This is a genomic window from Odoribacter sp. N54.MGS-14, from assembly GCF_000980295.1.
GTDB lineage: Bacteria > Bacteroidota > Bacteroidia > Bacteroidales > Marinifilaceae > Odoribacter > Odoribacter splanchnicus.
Window position 1 is genome coordinate 24,197 of sequence record NZ_LARL01000019.1, and the last position, 16,211, is coordinate 40,407.

A 16,211-nucleotide genomic window follows, 5' to 3' on the forward strand; every position below is an offset into this window, starting at 1 on the left:
CTAAATTACAATGGTATGAAAAAAAATCGTCTGATCCGATTTCCGGGCCTTTTAAAGAGGTTTAGGAAAAATTTGATGTTTATCAAATGTTGTATTGTTTTCATTTTTGTTTTTAGCCTGAATTTATCGGCTCATGTTTTTTCTCAAAACAAGCTGGTGACTTTAGACTTGAAAGAGGTTTCTGTGGAGAAATTTGTCGATGCCGTGAAACAACAAACCGGTATGAAAATGATGTATAATTCCGGTGTGGTGCGGGAAGCTGGTCAGGTTTCCGTTCAGGTTAAAGACAAAGAATTGAGCGAAGTGTTGGATATGGTATTGAAAAAAGTGAATTTGGAGTATGAGCTGTACAATGATATCATTCTGATTCGTGCAAAAGGAGAAGTACCGGCCGGGCCGAAAGTACTGAAAGGGGTGGTGAAAGATAAAAGCGGGGCGGTCTTACCGGGAGTGACCGTCGTAATTAAAGGGACGACCTTAGGCGTATCGACCGACATCGATGGAAAATATTCGATCACCATTCCGGAGGATGGGAAAGAAACGGTATTGATGTTTACATTTGTCGGCATGAAGCCACAGGAGGTCAGATATGCCGGGCAAGAAACGTTGAATGTGATATTGACCGAGGAAGTGGCGGAAATGGAAGAGGTGGTGGTCAATGGTTACTTTACCCGGAAGAAGGAGAGCTTTACCGGTGTATCCAAGACCTTCTCCGGAGATGAACTGAAGACTATTTCTACGGGAAATATCCTGAATACCTTGTCTGTGCTCGATCCTTCTTTTACTAAAGTGGTGAATAATGAAATGGGTAGCGACCCGAATACCATTCCTGATTTTGAAATCCGGGGGTCCAGTAGTTTGAAGGCCGAGTATGAAAACAATCCGAATATGCCGACTTTTATTATGGATGGTTTCGAAGTAACCGCTCAGAAGGTGTTCGACCTCGACCCCAACCGGGTACGTTATATCACCATTCTGAAAGATGCGGCGGCTACTGCGATTTACGGTTCACGTGCTGCTAACGGCGTTGTGGTGATCGAGACGGTACTTCCCAAAGCCGGGAAATTGCAGTTGTCTTATAACGGTAGTGCCAACTTCGAAATAGCCGATCTTTCGGATTATAATCTGATGAATGCAGAAGAAAAACTGGAATACGAAGTGCGTTCCGGATTGTATGAAAAATCTTCCAAACCCGGATGGACGGATGATAAGTTGGATGCATATAACCGGATTCTGAAATTGGTGAAGGAAGGAAATGATGTGGATTGGTTGTCCATTCCGGTACGGGAATTGGGGGTCGGCCATAAACATACCGTAATGGCAGAAGGTGGAAACGAATCGTTCCGTTATGCTTTCGATCTTTTCTATTCGAATAAAGTCGGAGTGATGAAAGGCTCGAAACGGGATAATTACGGTGGAGGGATCCGGCTTCAATATAACCTGAAAAACCTGAAATTCTCCAATTATGCTTCCTTCGATCATTTGAAGTCGGTCAATTCCCCTTACGGAAGTTTTAGTTCTTACCTCTATTATAATCCCTATTATAATCCTTATGATGAAAACGGGAATGTGAAAAAGGTCCTCTATTCTTATGAATATTATGACCGGGGAATTACCTCGAAGACCATGTATAATGAATTGTACAATGCGGTATTGCCTTCTAAAAATCAGCAGACTTCTAATAATTTTCTGAATAATTTCTCGATAGAATACGATATTATTCAGGGATTGAAATTGAAGGCCAATCTTTCGTTAAGCGTGGATAATGGAAAGACTGATGTTTATAAATCCTATGAAAATACCGAATTTTTGGACAAAGAGAAAAAAGGGAGTTATGCCCAGTCGACTTCCAATGATTTCAGTTATGATATTAACGTCATCTTATCATATTTTAAGAGCCTGAAAAAACATTTTATCAACCTGGGGTTTGTGTATAACCTTCAGGAAAAACAGTATGACAATACCAGTATCTACGTTGTCGGTTTTCCCAATGCGAACATGGATCATGTGTCGATCGGTTCGGGGTATCAGGAAGGGGCGAAACCCGGAGGTAGTTTCGATGTGACCCGCCTGGTCGGTTTTGTGGGTAACCTGGGATATACGTATGACAATCGTTTCTTGTTGGATGCTTCTGTTCGAAGCGACGGTTCGTCTATTTACGGTTCGAACAACCGCTGGGGTACTTTCTGGTCGGTCGGTGTCGGATATAATATCCATAACGAAAAATTCATGAAAAACTGGGGCGTGATCAACCTGTTGAAGATCAGGGGATCTATCGGGACAACCGGTGGCCAGAATTTTAGTCCTTACCAGGCTATGGCCATGTATTCCTATAACGATAGCCGGATCAATACCATTTCTTACAGCGGCTATCTGGGAGCCATTATGAAGGCTTTCGGAAATAAAAACCTGAAATGGCAGAAGGTAGAAAAACAAAACGTAGGGTTGGATTTCGAAATCTTCCATAGTCGTCTGACCGGATCTTTCAATGTATACCGGGATTTATCGAAAGATGTGCTGATCGACGTATCTATTGCTCCGTCTTTGGGTTTTTCTTCTTATAAAGAAAATTTGGGAGAAGTAGAAAACAGTGGGGTCGAACTATCCTTAAAAGGTACGGTACTCCGGGATGTCAAACGGGAATTGAACTGGGATATTTTCTTCAATCTGGCACACAATAAAAATAAAGTGAAGAAAATCAACAAAGCTTTGACAGCTTTTAATGCCGACCAGGATTCCAAAGTGGAAAACAAACCGATGATCCGTTACAAAGAAGGGTTGTCGCAGAATACCATCTGGGTGAATGAATCTTTGGGAATCGATCCGGCTACCGGTGATGAAATATTCCTGGATATGAACGGGAATAAAGTGAATAAATGGGATAGTAAAAATTACAAACCCTGGGGATCTTCCGATCCTAAAATTTATGGAACGGTCGGAACGATGTTTATGTATAAAGGCTGGGAGTTGAATGCGCATTTATATTATAAATACGGTGGTTATATTTACAATCAGACCTTAGTCGACAAAGTGGAGAATGTAAATCCCAACGAGAACGGAGACCGGCGCATTCTGTACGACCGTTGGAATGAACCGGGAGACGTGGCAAAATTCAAAAAGGTAAGCGATGTTTCGGTCACTAATCCGACTTCCCGCTTTGTGGAAAAAGAAAATTATATTCAGCTTCAGGCTTTATCTGTGAGTTATGATTTCCGGAGTGCGAAATTGAAAGAGTGGGGGATTCAGCGCTTGAAAATCTCCGCTATCGGAAACGATATTTTCACTTCTTCCACGGTGCGGATGGAAAGAGGTACTTCCTATCCTTTTGCAAGGACTTTTTCACTGGCTGCTCAAATCACTTTTTAATCGGACAATACTATGAAAAAATTAATAAATAAAACGATCATTCTTTCGCTCTTTGTGGCATTGACCGGCTGTAACGACTGGCTGGACGTTTCTCCGAAAGCGGATATGAAAGCAGAGGATCTGTTCGGTACTGAAGCCGGATTCAGAGATGCTTTGGTAGGTGTTTATGCATTGATGTGCGGTACGAATAGTTACGGCAGAGATCTGACGTACGGCTACCTGGATGTATTGGCTCAATATTACAACAGTCCGTTGAAAACAACTTCTTCCGGTTATGAGCATAATTTCAAAAATGCAGCAGAATATAAGTATACCGAGAAAACAGAGGAAAGTCGCATTAGCTCTATTTGGAGTAATCATTTTTCTGCTGTAGCCAATATCAATCAGGCCATGTTGTTCATCGACGAAAATAAAGGGGTTTTTACTTCACCCGAGGTACATGATGTGTATAAAGGAGAATTTCTGGCTTTGCGGGCTTTTCTGCATTTCGATATACTCCGTTTATTCGCTCCTTCGGCTGCGATGAATAATAATAAAGGATTGGACGCATTGGCTATTCCTTATATAGATGTTTTTACGAATATCGCCCAGTCCCAGTTGACGGTGAAAGAGGTTTTGAAAAAAATAGAAACGGATTTGTTGGCTGCAAAACAGTTGATGAAAGGGAAAGAAGAATTTAAATTTTCCGATACTTCCGATCCGTTGTATAACCGGAAACAAAGAATGAATTATTATGCGGTGACAGCACTTTTAGCCCGGGTATATCTTTGGGGAAACGATAAAGAGGCGGCTTTGAAAGAAGCAAAGGAAATTATCGGTGAAGCCGACGGAGAAAGTCCTGCTTCTTATGAATTGGCCAATAGTGCTGCTACTACTTCCGATCCGATGTTCAATAAAGAGTTGATTTTCACATTGGATGTGCAGAAATTGAAAGACAATAGCGATATTTATTTTACCGAGAGTTTTTCTTCTACTTCTAATATATTGACGATGTCTTCAAAAGGAAAAGCGACTATTTTTAATAGTTCCGGACTGGATAATGAGTTCAGAAATTATTGGATCACCCCGTATTCCGACGGTAGTTCGTTCGTATTGAAGAAATATACCGGAGTAAATTATATTCCGATGTTTAAAATTTCCGAATTGTATCTGATAGCTGCCGAATGTGCTCAAGGGAAGGCTGCCTATGATTATCTCAATAAATTGAGAAATCACCGGGGATTAAGCAGTATTGCGCCGACCGATGATTTAGCCGGTTATATCTTTCAGGAATATCGCCGGGAATTTATAGGTGAGGGACAAATGTTCTTCTATTATAAACGGAAAGCAATGGAAACTATCGGGGCTGAAAATAATATCGCTCATCAAGATGTGAATGCGGTGTATAATTTGCCTATTCCGACAGTAGAAATCGATTTTGGGAATATTAAAAATTAAGCGTTATGAAAAAGATATTTTTTCTTCTTGCTTCAGTGATCCTGTTAGCATGTAGTGAGAATGAACGGATGGTATACGATGAGCATATGCACGATATCTATTATTCCATTGTGACAGATACCCGGGATAGTCTGTATGTTTCCTTGCTGATGGCCGATCAGATTCTGGAGACGACCGTAGATGTGAAGATGTTGGGAAATGTATTGACCAAGCCGCAGAAATTTAAAGTCGAGGTGGTCGGGGAGAGAACGGATGCCAAAGAAGGTATACATTATGAAAAACTTCCTGAATTCTATGAGTTCCCGGCCGGAGAATTTATTTATAAAATGCCTGTGCGGTTGATTAAGGGGGATGCGGCTATTAAACAGAAACCGGTGACTCTTACGTTGAGGCTGGTTGCTACCGGTGATCTGGGTGTGGCCTATGCCGATAAGTCCGAGATTCGTCTGCTCATTGCCGATATGTTGAAAAAGCCTGAGGGAGAAGGCTATTATGGAGATATGACTGCGTTTAAGAAATTATTCGGCGAATATTCCCAAAAAAAGCATATGATGATCATCGAAATGACCGGACATGATTTTTGGGAAGATACCTATGGTAGTGGAAACGGTAATTATGGCATTTATTACGAGGAAGATTATTACACTCCCTATGCCAGAAAACTGTATAAGATCATTACCGGGAGTGAAATCAGGGATGAAACCGGTAAAGTGATGCAAGGATGGAATGTACCTTAGTCTATGGGTTGTTAATTAAAAAAGAAGATAGCTATGAAAAAATTGAAATATATAGGAATATTATTTTTGTTGATCCTGTTCTCTTGTGTGGATGATGAATCCAGATACGGAGATATCGATATCGATGAGATTAAAATTGAGGGGATCAAAGATTATCAGGAGATCGAAGTGGGAGGGAAATTGACCATCACTCCGGTAGTGACGACAAAGTTCGGCGAAAAATCGGATCTTTCCTATGTGTGGTATAAATACAATGAAGAACAGTCGGTCGCCGATACCTTGTCTTTTGAAAAAAATCTGGATGTGGTGATCTCGGATGTTTTACCGGGGGTGAAAACTACTTTAAAATTTAAAGTGACCGACAATAAAACCGGTCTTTATGTGATCGAAGAATCCAGTTTTACCACTATCGGTAAATATTCAGGAGGCACCCTGATGTTATGTAAAACCGGTGGAGAGTACGACCTGACGATGTTAAAGAAAGATGGTACCACCCTATACGAAAAGATCTATACTCAAATCAATGAGGGAGAGAAACTCAGTGAGCAGTCTCGAAAAATCATCCTGATCAAACCTTATGCCCGTAACCCGAGACCTTATAAGGCAGTCGTCGTTACTGCAAAAAATAATACGGGAGGCGTATATCTCGATCCCGATTTATTTGTGCGGAAGGCTTATATGAAAGAGAAATTCTTTTCGGGTGAAGACCTGACCGGAGACATCGGGATCGACGGTTATTGTACGGACCAGGGGAGTGATTATCTGGTGGTGAATGGGAAAGTACACGGGCGGGCCTATGGTTTTGAGGAAACAGCCGTATGGAATCCGGAAATTGTATTTTTGTCGGCTCCTCAGGATTATTCGGCAGCACTTTATGTTGCACAGCCGACAGGCTATCCGTTTTATGCCGCTCCCTTATTTTATGATAACCTGCACGGACGTTTTATGATCAACCAAAGCGGTGGGTATTTTAGTTTTATCGGTGGGGCGAATTCCGATTTTTCGAAATTTGATCCCAAAGCAATGGGAGAAGGGGTAGAATTAGTACTTTCAGGAAGTATGAATTCGACTCTGAATGAAGTATGGGCGTTGATGAGAGATAAAAATAAGAATGAATATTTTTTGATTACCTATAAATTTATTTTTAATGACGACTGGACGTATGATTTTATCTCTCTGTCAAAGCAGGTATTAACCGGAGCAGCCTATCCCGGATTATACAACGCTACGGCGATGATACCCGGAAACAAGGCCGAGGTAGACAATTACATGCCTTGGCATATGGATTCGAAAGGAATTTCGGATATCTTTTTCTATGTCAGCGATGATAAAGTTTATGCTTTTAATGTGGAAACGGCTTCTGAGGGAGTGATTATCGACGGTACGAAAGAGCATTATGCGATCGATGGGGTAGATTGTACAGAAGTAGCTGCTCCGACGACAGAGAATCCGAATGCTACCATGATACAGTTGACTATAGCCATTAAAGACGGGAATATTCCGGCTCCGAATGGGGGAATTGCTGTTTATAAATTGAATAATATCGGTGGACTTGCAGCACAAAAACTTTATACCAAAGCAGGATTTTGTGATGAGGTGGTAGCGACGGTGGAAAAACAAGATTAATATATGAAAGTGATGAAAATAATAAACTTAATCATTGGAATAGCATGCCTGTTAGGGGCATGCCATTCCAATCGCATGCGGATTGAAGGAGAAATCGGAGATATAAAGGAAAATAAGATCTATCTCGGGGAAATAACGAATACCTATTATGGGTTGTTCGATCCGATCGATTCGGCTGAAATTGAAGAGGGTAAATTTACTTTTACGGTAGATTGTGCGAAAAAACAAATGCTCTTTCTGGGATTCAGGCCCGGACAAGGAGGAATGGTATTTGCCGAGGCCGGTAATCTGAAGGTAAAACCTGCAACTGTTAAGAAGGGAGGAGTGGTATGGGAAGTTTCCGGGTCTGTCTTAAATAATAAGTATCGGGATTTTCTGAAAGCCTGTGCCGTTGTCAGAAACGATCGGTTGCTGGATTCGTTGGATGCCTTGTTTTTTACTGCCCGCGACCGGGAGGACCGGGAGGAAATGGCCCGGATCAAAGAGGAGTCTATGCCTTATTATGAGCAGGCACAGATGGCCGAAGATCAGTTGGTAAGACAAACGGTTGACGGAAATATGGAGAATCCGTTCGGAATTTATTTGTACTACAGTAAATTATTCGGACGGAAAGATTTCTCTACTAAAGAAAATATCGGTGCGGAAAGGGAATACCAGAAAAATTTTGGACCGGAAGCTCAGCAGACTCCTTATATCGCTTTGATGAACGCTCAGCTCGACCGTTATGCGGGATGTGCTATCGGTGCTGTCGCCCCGGAGATTACCGGCCGGGATACGCTGGGTAATCCGATCAAATTAAGTGATTTCAGAGGTAAATATGTTATTGTGGATTTTTGGGATTCTTATTGTCATTGGTGTCGCGAAGAAACACCGTGGCTGAGAAAAGCATTGGAAGCTTTTAAGGGAAAAAATTTTACCATTTTAGGCGTATCGGATGACCGGAAGAAAGAGTTGTGGCTGGCAGCTATCAAAGAAGATCATAGTAACTGGGATCATTTGTTATTGCCTCCAAAAACGGATATTTTTACGACTTATTGCATCAAGGGAATCCCTCACATTATTTTAGTGGGGCCGGACGGGAAAATACTGGCAAAGGAAATGCGGCATGAAGAATTGACCGACGTGCCGGCTAATTTTATAAAGTGAACAGATAGGAGTTTATAATTCCCCCTTTTTCCAATGCTCCGTTTTTTCATATTTATAGTAGGTTTATTTTTTCTTTCTATTCCGATTCCAGGTTTTGTGCCATCGGACCGGTTCGCCTGGACCGGTCCGTTAAGGCTTTCCTTCACTGACCGGCGGAACTCCTCACTTCGTTCGTCAAACACCACCGCTCGGCCGTTCGGAAAACCTAACCGGACCCTCGTTCCCGCTCCAATGGTCCCCGAACACGAACACCGAAGACGAATAAGTAACGACAGAATAATTCTAGGTTTTTCTGTTAAAGCCGGAAAATTTCGATAACCCTTTTCTTTTATAGGATATCTCCCGTAGAAAATACCTATTTTTGTTTAGAGAATAAATAAAAAAGCGGAGACATGTTTTATAAGCAAAACGGAATTGTTGCCGGAATATTGTTGTTGATCTTATTTGCCGGAGCTATCGGCTTAGTCAGTGTACAGATGGACAAGACGGTGAATCGGATGCATTATTCAGTGGTGGAAGAGATGGGGGAGTACCGGACGGAACTGATCCGGCAGGATTTCCAAAAGACGGCAGAGCTGGTTGAAAGTATGCAGGATTATTTGGCGACACGGGGCTATCAGAAGGAACAATTCGAAGAGTTGATTGCCTTATTGATCCGACAGGATAATAAGGTGAGCCGAATTTGGTTCGAAACGGAAGGGAAAAGAACGATTTGTACCGATTCCGGTATACGGGAGAGTGAAGCCGGACCTTCAAAGGAAAGAAATGGAGGGTTGTATGCCGAAGATTCCACTTATTACTGGACGTTATACGGGCGGCAGGGGGAGGTGGCATTGGGGATCGATATCGCTTTGGATCATTTACATGCTTATTTTTCAAACTTATTACCTGCGGGGAAGAATTATGCTTATATCCTGAACGACTCCGGGGTAATTGTCGCCCATCCCGAAGAAAAATGGCTGGGGATGCGGCTCCTCGATTCGCTTGAAAGAAGAAGGGTAAAACAGGTCGTCGGGGAGAATAAGCGGATCCATGTTACCGGTTTTTCGCAGTTTTTACTCTTGCCTGTCGATAAGATTTATTATCCGCTCACGGTGGGGACAGAGAAATGTACGGTCGTCATTAACGTGGTGCAATTGGATAATCAGGAAGCTATGGCCGATTTCCATCGGTATGCTTTGTGGATAGTCGTGTTTACAGTCGTGATTTTTATTGTTTTGCTTGCTTATTCCCAACGGCGGTGGCGGAAAGAATACGATTTACGGCAAAAGGCCGAACAGGAAGCCATCCGGCTGAATTTGCAACAATTGAAAAATCAACTCAATCCTCATTTTTTATTCAATGCTTTGAATTCTTTGAGTGCCTTGATCACTACCGACCCCGGAGTAGCCCGGAAATTTATATTGGAAATGTCGAAAGTGTATCGTTATGTGCTGGAAAAACGGAAAGAAAACCTGAGTAAATTAGAAGAAGAGGTTGAATTTATCCGCCACTATTATTTTCTCCAAAAAATACGTTTCGGGGAACAATTGAATCTGCACCTGGCCGATAATTTGACAACGGTAAACGGGAGGATTCCGGCGATGAGTCTGCAATTGATTTTCGAAAATGCACTTAAGTACAATGAAATTACTCATAGATATCCTTTGGATATCGATATTTATGCGGAAGTTGGAGCGGTGATTGTAGAAAATTCCTATCATCCCCGGACCGATATGCCGGAGGCATCTTTCGGAGTCGGCATGGAGAGTATTCAGGAAATTTATCGTTATTATGCTGACGTTCAGCCGGAATATGAGATAAAGGAAGGGAAATTTATCTGCCGCTTACCTTTGGTTGAATAATTCACTCCTTTTTTATCGTGTTTCATACTTTTATTCGGGGGATTCATTCTGGTTTTTTTTCATTTTATAAAAAATCCCGATAATATTGTAAACTGCATAAATATCGATGAATATTGAATAAACTATATGATGAAAACCAGAACAAATTTAATTGTAGCGTTATTCGCACTCTGTTTTACCGGAACAGTCTCCGATGCTTATGCCTGGGGATGGCATAAAAGAAAATCCGTAAAAAATGATTCGGTCGTAACTTCTGAAAGTAAATACGATGAGTTGGTGAAGAAGGCAAAGACGCGGGAAGGTATGTTTCGTATTCATCAGGTAGAGAAGGATTGGTATTTCGAGATCGACGATTCGTTGATGAACCGTGATCTCCTGATTGTCAATAAAGTTTCCGGTGTACCTTATCAATTGAACGATGCCGGTTTAAATAAAGGGATGGCTTACGAAGATAAGCTGATCCGTTTTCATAAAGATACAGTGCTTAATAAAGTGTGGGTGACAACGTGGAATCCCCGTGTCAGTGTGCCCGAGGGGGATGCTATAGCCCTTTCGGTGAAGGACAACTATCGTGAAGCTGTGATCGAACAGTTTCCGATAGAAGCCTTCAAGCCCGATTCTTCTGCCGTCTTGATCAAGGTGAATAAAGTTTTCGACGGAAGTGAGAAGAGCTTTAACGATTTATACAATAGTATTTCTTTGGGAGCTTCTGTGAAAAAAGAATTGTCCCGGATCGGAGGAATGAAAGCTTTTCCTCAGAATATTGTAGTAAAAGCTTTTCTGACAACCCAGATTACGGAAGGTACCGAGTCGGTACCCTTGACTGTCGAAACGACAACGAATATCGTATTGTTGCCGAAGGTGCCGATGACTCCGCGTTTTGCAGACCGGAGAGTCGGATTTTTTACGACTCCTCACATTTATTTCAATGACAAACAACAGGCGGTGGAAACCCGTGATTTTGTACATCGCTGGCGGCTGGAACCGAAACCGGAGGATATAGAGAAATACAAACGGGGCGAGTTGGTAGAACCGGCCAAACCGATTGTATTTTATATCGACCCGGCAACTCCTGCTCAATGGAGGGAGGAGATTAAAGCCGGTGTTTTTGATTGGCAGGAAGCTTTTGAAGCTGCCGGTTTTAAAAATGCGGTTGTAGCGAAGGATGCTCCGACCGATGATCCTGATTTCGATATCGACGATGCGCGTTATTCGGTGATTACTTATGCGGCCTCGCAGCAAGCGAATGCCATGGGACCTTCTGTGGTCGACCCCCGTTCGGGAGAGATTATCGAAGCCGATGTCGTTTGGTGGCATAATGTGATGACGATGTTACATACCTGGATGCGGGTACAGACCGGGCCTATCGATCCCCGGGCCAGAGCGAATACTTTCGATGATGCTTATATGGCGAGTGCTATCCGTTTTGTATCTTCCCATGAAGTGGGACATACGTTCGGATTGAAACACAATATGGGAGCTTCTTCGTCTTTTCCGGTAGATTCGTTGCGCTCGAAGACCTTCACAGCAAGGATGGGCGGGACGGCTAGTTCGATTATGGATTATGCCCGTTTTAATTACGTGGCCCAACCCGAAGATGAGGTAGAACGAATTACGCCGGTGATCGGGGTATATGATAAATTTGCGATAAATTGGGCTTATCGTTGGCTGGATGTAAAGGATCCGCACGAAGAATTACCTGTACTCAATCAATGGATTACGAAACATTCCGGAGACAAGATGTATTGGTACGGCGAACAACAGGACCCTAAAGATCCGATCGATCCCCGTTCGCAGGATGAGGACCTCGGTGACGATGTGATCAAGGCTAACCGCTACGGTATACAAAATCTGAAACGGATTGTGCCGAATATTGTAGCATGGACCGAAGCAGAAGGACAAGGTTATCTGGAAGCGGGAAAATTATTGATGGCGGTGATCAATCAATGGAAAATGTATGCCGGACATGTAACTGCGAATGTCGGAGGTTTCTATATCAATAATCCGGTGATGGGAGATGATCTGGAACGCTATGTACCGGTAGAGAAAGAACGGCAGAAAGAAGCGGTGAAATATTTATCCGAAGAAGTATTTACCGTTCCTGAATGGTTGTTTGCTGCCGATGTCTGGAAGAAGAGTTTTCCCGTTCGTACTTCCCCCCAGGAAGTAGAATATTCACCTTATAATACTGCCCGGGAATTACAGTATGCCTGTTTTTATGATTTATTGAAAGACGATCGGTTGATGCGGATGTACGAAGCCGAAGCGATGAAGGGAAAGAAAAATGTGTATACACCCGAAGAAATGTTTGCCGATTTATACCAGGTGGTTTTCAAGGGATCCCTACAGGGACGTAATTTGTCTTTGTATGAAAGGATGACCCAAAAGAATTTTATCGATGCTATCATTGTCAGTTCCAATAAAGCGGTGGAAAAAACGACCAAAAAAGCTTTGCATACCGGTTATTGTTGTGGTTTTGCAGCCCGGGAAGCTGCTTTCACGCTCCCTGAACAGCCTGAAACCCGGCTTGGCAATATGCAATATTCTTCTATGGGACGGGTATCCGAGGCTGTATCGGTGAAGAGAGGAGTTATGTTGCAGGTATTAAAATTGGCAGAAAGAAACCGGAATACAGGAAATGTGGAAACCCGGCAACATTATGAAGATTTGGTTGTGCGGATTAAAGAGGCTTTGAATATAAGATAACATACAAACCTAAATAATAAATATAGATGCGTAAACTTTTGATCTTAATAATATTGTGCCTGCCTGTGGTGGTGTGGGCACAGGATATGCGGAAGATTACCGGGCGAGTGCTCGAGGCTGCGAGCGGTGAACCTCTCCCCGGTGCTACGGTTTTTATCGATCCGGATGCTCCTGAAGCTAAAGAATATAATCCTGCGGGGACAGTGACGGATGTAAGCGGAAAATTCGAATTGACCTTGCCTGCTTCGATTCGTTATGTGGTGGTGAGTTTTATCGGATACGAGGCTTTAAAAGCGGATATATCGGGAAAGACCGAATTTACTTTCCGCCTGAAGGAAGAAGTGAGTCAGTTGGATGAAGTGGTCGTTACGGGATATCAGCAGATAGAAAAGCGGAAAGTTACTTCGGCTATTACTACTGTACAGGCAGACGATATTAAAAGTATCGGAGTGGCCAGTATCGACCAGATGCTGGAAGGACAGGTGGCCGGTTTGATGTCGACACCGACGAACGGTGCGCCCGGAGCTCCCGCTAAAATGCGGATCCGGAGTACGGTTTCTCTGTCGGGGAGTACCGATCCGTTGTGGGTACTCGACGGAATGATCCTGGAAGGAAACGATATACCCAAAGATTTTGGAGATAAGGATAATATCGATGAACTGCAGAATACTTCGATCGGCGGGGTTAATCCCGCAGATATCGAGAGCATCACTATATTGAAAGATGCGGCAGCTACAGCTATTTATGGAGCTAAGGCCGCTAACGGGGTGATTGTGATTACGACGAAAAAGGGCCGGCAGGGAAAACTACGGGTGAATTTTTCCGGTGGGGTATTCTATACACTGAAACCTGATTTGGGCAAACTGAATCTGATGAATTCGTCTGAGAAAGTGGACTTCGAGTTGGGATTGGCTTCCCGTTCCGCTTTGGATTACCGGAGCGACTATGGTGAAGTGTCCCGTCTGCTGTCAAAATACGGGCAATTGGATGCTTTGAGGGAAAATGGGTTCAACGGTATTTCTTCCGAGGCACAGGGGGCTATCGATGCTTTGCGCGGACAAACTACCGATTGGGGGGATGTGATCTACCGGAATGCAGTCAACCAACAGTATAACCTGAGCATTTCAGGAGGATCGGATAAGGCGACTTATTATTTTTCTGGCGGATATTACAATGAGCAGGGGACGACCCGTAAAACCGGTTTCGAACGCTACAACCTGACTTTGAAGACCGATTTCGATCTGGCTAAAAACCTGAAGGCCGGCGTTTCTCTTTTTTTGAACGACAGTAAGAAAAACGGTTATCTGACGGATGGGGATGCTTTTATCAATCCCGCCAATTATTCACGTAATGCCAATCCTTACTTGCAGCTGACTGATGAAAAAGGAGACTATATTTATGACCCTGATATCGAAGGATACAGTGGCCGTTATGTGAAATTCAATTACCTGGAAGAGGTGGACAATACGGATTATACGCTGAAAAATCGCTCTATAAAGCCTTTGTTTACTTTAGATTACAGGCTGACCGACTGGCTAAAACTACAAACCCAGTTTTCTATGCAGCTGGATCATACTGCGACAGAAAAGGTGGCGGCTAAAGAAACTTATTATGTTCGTAAATATCGCGAAAAAACAAGAGGGAACGATGGCAGTTATTTTTTGCCCGACGGAGGAATTATACAGAATTCTACCAAAGATATGAATCAATATCATTGGAAATTGCAAGGTGAGTTCAATCAGGTGTTCGGAGAAGTACATGCTGTCAATTATATGGCCGGTATAGAATTACGTCGCAGCAAGGTGACAGATCTGATGACCCGTGGATTCGGTTATGATCCGAATTCGTTGACTACGAAGCCTTTGGTATTTCCTGAAGGAAGTACCCAGATGGATAATGCCGAATTTGAACAGTATAGTAAATCGTTCACGGAGGACCGTTTCCTTTCTGTCTATATGACCGGTTCGTATACTTATAATAACCGTTACACTTTCTTTGGAAGTTTACGGTATGACGGTTCCAATATGTTCGGAGTAGACCGGAAGTACAAATACTTGCCTTTATGGGCTGTTTCCGGTGCCTGGAATATCAACCGGGAAGCATTTTTGAGCGATGCCGACTGGTTGTCCGATCTGAAACTGAGAGCTTCCTATGGGGTCCAGGGAAATGTCGATAAAGATACCTCTCCATTGGTTGTCGGGGAATGGGACAATACCCAGGTTTTACCGGACAATTCCGAGTCCAATATTATCGTATCGTCTCCCCCTAACCAATATTTGCGTTGGGAAAAAACCACCAACTGGAACGGGGGACTCGATGTGGCGGTGCTCGGTAACCGGATCGCGTTTACAGCCGATGTTTACAGACGGGTGAGTGATGATTTGATCGGTATGAGGAGCTTGCCGGGAGAGAACGGTTTCGATTATTCGACCATGAACTGGGCGAAATTGACCAACCGGGGATACGAATTATCTCTGTCTACAGTAAATGTGAAAACAAAGGATTTCCGGTGGGTGATGGATTTTAATCTGGCGCATAATAAGAGTAAGATCAATCGGCTGAATGTCAGGGATAATTCCTATGAACCTTCACGCGAAGGCTATTCTGTCGGTGCTGTATTTTCGCTGAAGACCGCAGGGCTGGATGAAAATGGATTGCAGATGTTTTATAATAAACAGGGGGAAAAGGTTTCTTTCAATGACTTTTTCGGTCTGGAATACGGTTATATGATGGGAGGCCTGATTCCTTTCCTGAAAAGTAACCTGAGTGCAGAAGAATATCGTAATTTATTTACCTACGAAGGTACGACCGAACCGAAATTTACCGGTGGCTGGATCAATCGGTTTTATTACAAGAATTTCGATTTGACCGTATCGGCTTCTTTTGTGTTGGATCAGACCGTGCAGGAACAACCTTTCTATAATCCGGTACAGACTTCACCGGGACAGAATTATTCCCGCCGGATGTCACAGATTTGGTCTCCGGATAATACCTCCGGTAAATATCCCCGTATCATGGGTACTTATACCGAAGGGGAGGAGAATTGGGCTTATCAGTGGCTCGGTATGCTCGATCCCGGTAATTCTTACCGGAAATACGACTACTGGTTCAAGAAGATGAGTTATATGCGCATCAATAGTATACGTTTAGGATATACTTTTCCCGAACGGCTTTTAGGACATATCGGTTTTTCCTCTGCACGCATCAGCTTTGAAGCCCGTAATCCTTTTGTGTTCGGTAGTAGCTATAAAGGTTATTTCGATCCGGAAACCTATGGGAATATTTATACCCAGCCGTTGGCGAAGACCTTTTCTTGTGGAATCGATTTGACATTTTAACTCTAAATATA

The 16,211-nt window shown here is 43.0% G+C and carries 8 protein-coding genes; all 8 read left to right on the top strand.

From position 1 onward, the window contains the following. The first annotated feature begins 15 nt into the window (after positions 1-15). The 8 genes from WS42_RS06035 (at position 16) to WS42_RS06070 (ending at position 16,200) form a co-directional block, all read left to right on the top strand. On the top strand, positions 16-3,366 hold the full coding sequence (locus WS42_RS06035; RefSeq protein ID WP_046450857.1) for a SusC/RagA family TonB-linked outer membrane protein: 3,351 nt from the start codon (positions 16-18) through the stop codon (positions 3,364-3,366). A 12-nt stretch (positions 3,367-3,378) separates the two neighbouring features. Beyond that, complete coding sequence (locus tag WS42_RS06040; protein ID WP_046403947.1) at positions 3,379-4,803, top strand: RagB/SusD family nutrient uptake outer membrane protein; 1,425 nt, start codon at positions 3,379-3,381, stop codon at positions 4,801-4,803. Positions 4,804-4,808: 5 nt separating this feature from the next. Continuing rightward, positions 4,809-5,540, top strand: coding sequence for a DUF4843 domain-containing protein (locus WS42_RS06045; RefSeq protein WP_013610808.1), 732 nt, complete (start codon positions 4,809-4,811; stop codon positions 5,538-5,540). Between the two features lie 33 nt (positions 5,541-5,573). After that, positions 5,574-7,166, top strand: a complete 1,593-nt coding sequence (locus WS42_RS06050; protein WP_046450858.1) for a PKD-like family lipoprotein — start codon at positions 5,574-5,576, stop codon at positions 7,164-7,166. Positions 7,167-7,178: 12 nt separating this feature from the next. Next, a complete protein-coding gene (locus WS42_RS06055; protein WP_046403959.1) occupies positions 7,179-8,312 on the top strand; it encodes a TlpA disulfide reductase family protein in 1,134 nt (377 codons plus the stop codon). Positions 8,313-8,704: 392 nt separating this feature from the next. Further along, on the top strand, positions 8,705-10,156 hold the full coding sequence (locus WS42_RS06060; protein WP_013610811.1) for a histidine kinase: 1,452 nt from the start codon (positions 8,705-8,707) through the stop codon (positions 10,154-10,156). A gap of 126 nt (positions 10,157-10,282) precedes the next feature. Continuing rightward, positions 10,283-12,862 carry a zinc-dependent metalloprotease gene (locus tag WS42_RS06065; protein ID WP_046403943.1) on the top strand — a complete coding sequence of 860 codons (2,580 nt, stop codon included), beginning with the start codon at positions 10,283-10,285 and terminating at the stop codon, positions 12,860-12,862. Between the two features lie 26 nt (positions 12,863-12,888). After that, entirely contained in the window at positions 12,889-16,200 is a 3,312-nt protein-coding gene (locus WS42_RS06070) for a SusC/RagA family TonB-linked outer membrane protein (RefSeq protein ID WP_046450859.1), read from the top strand. Positions 16,201-16,211: the final 11 nt, after the last annotated feature.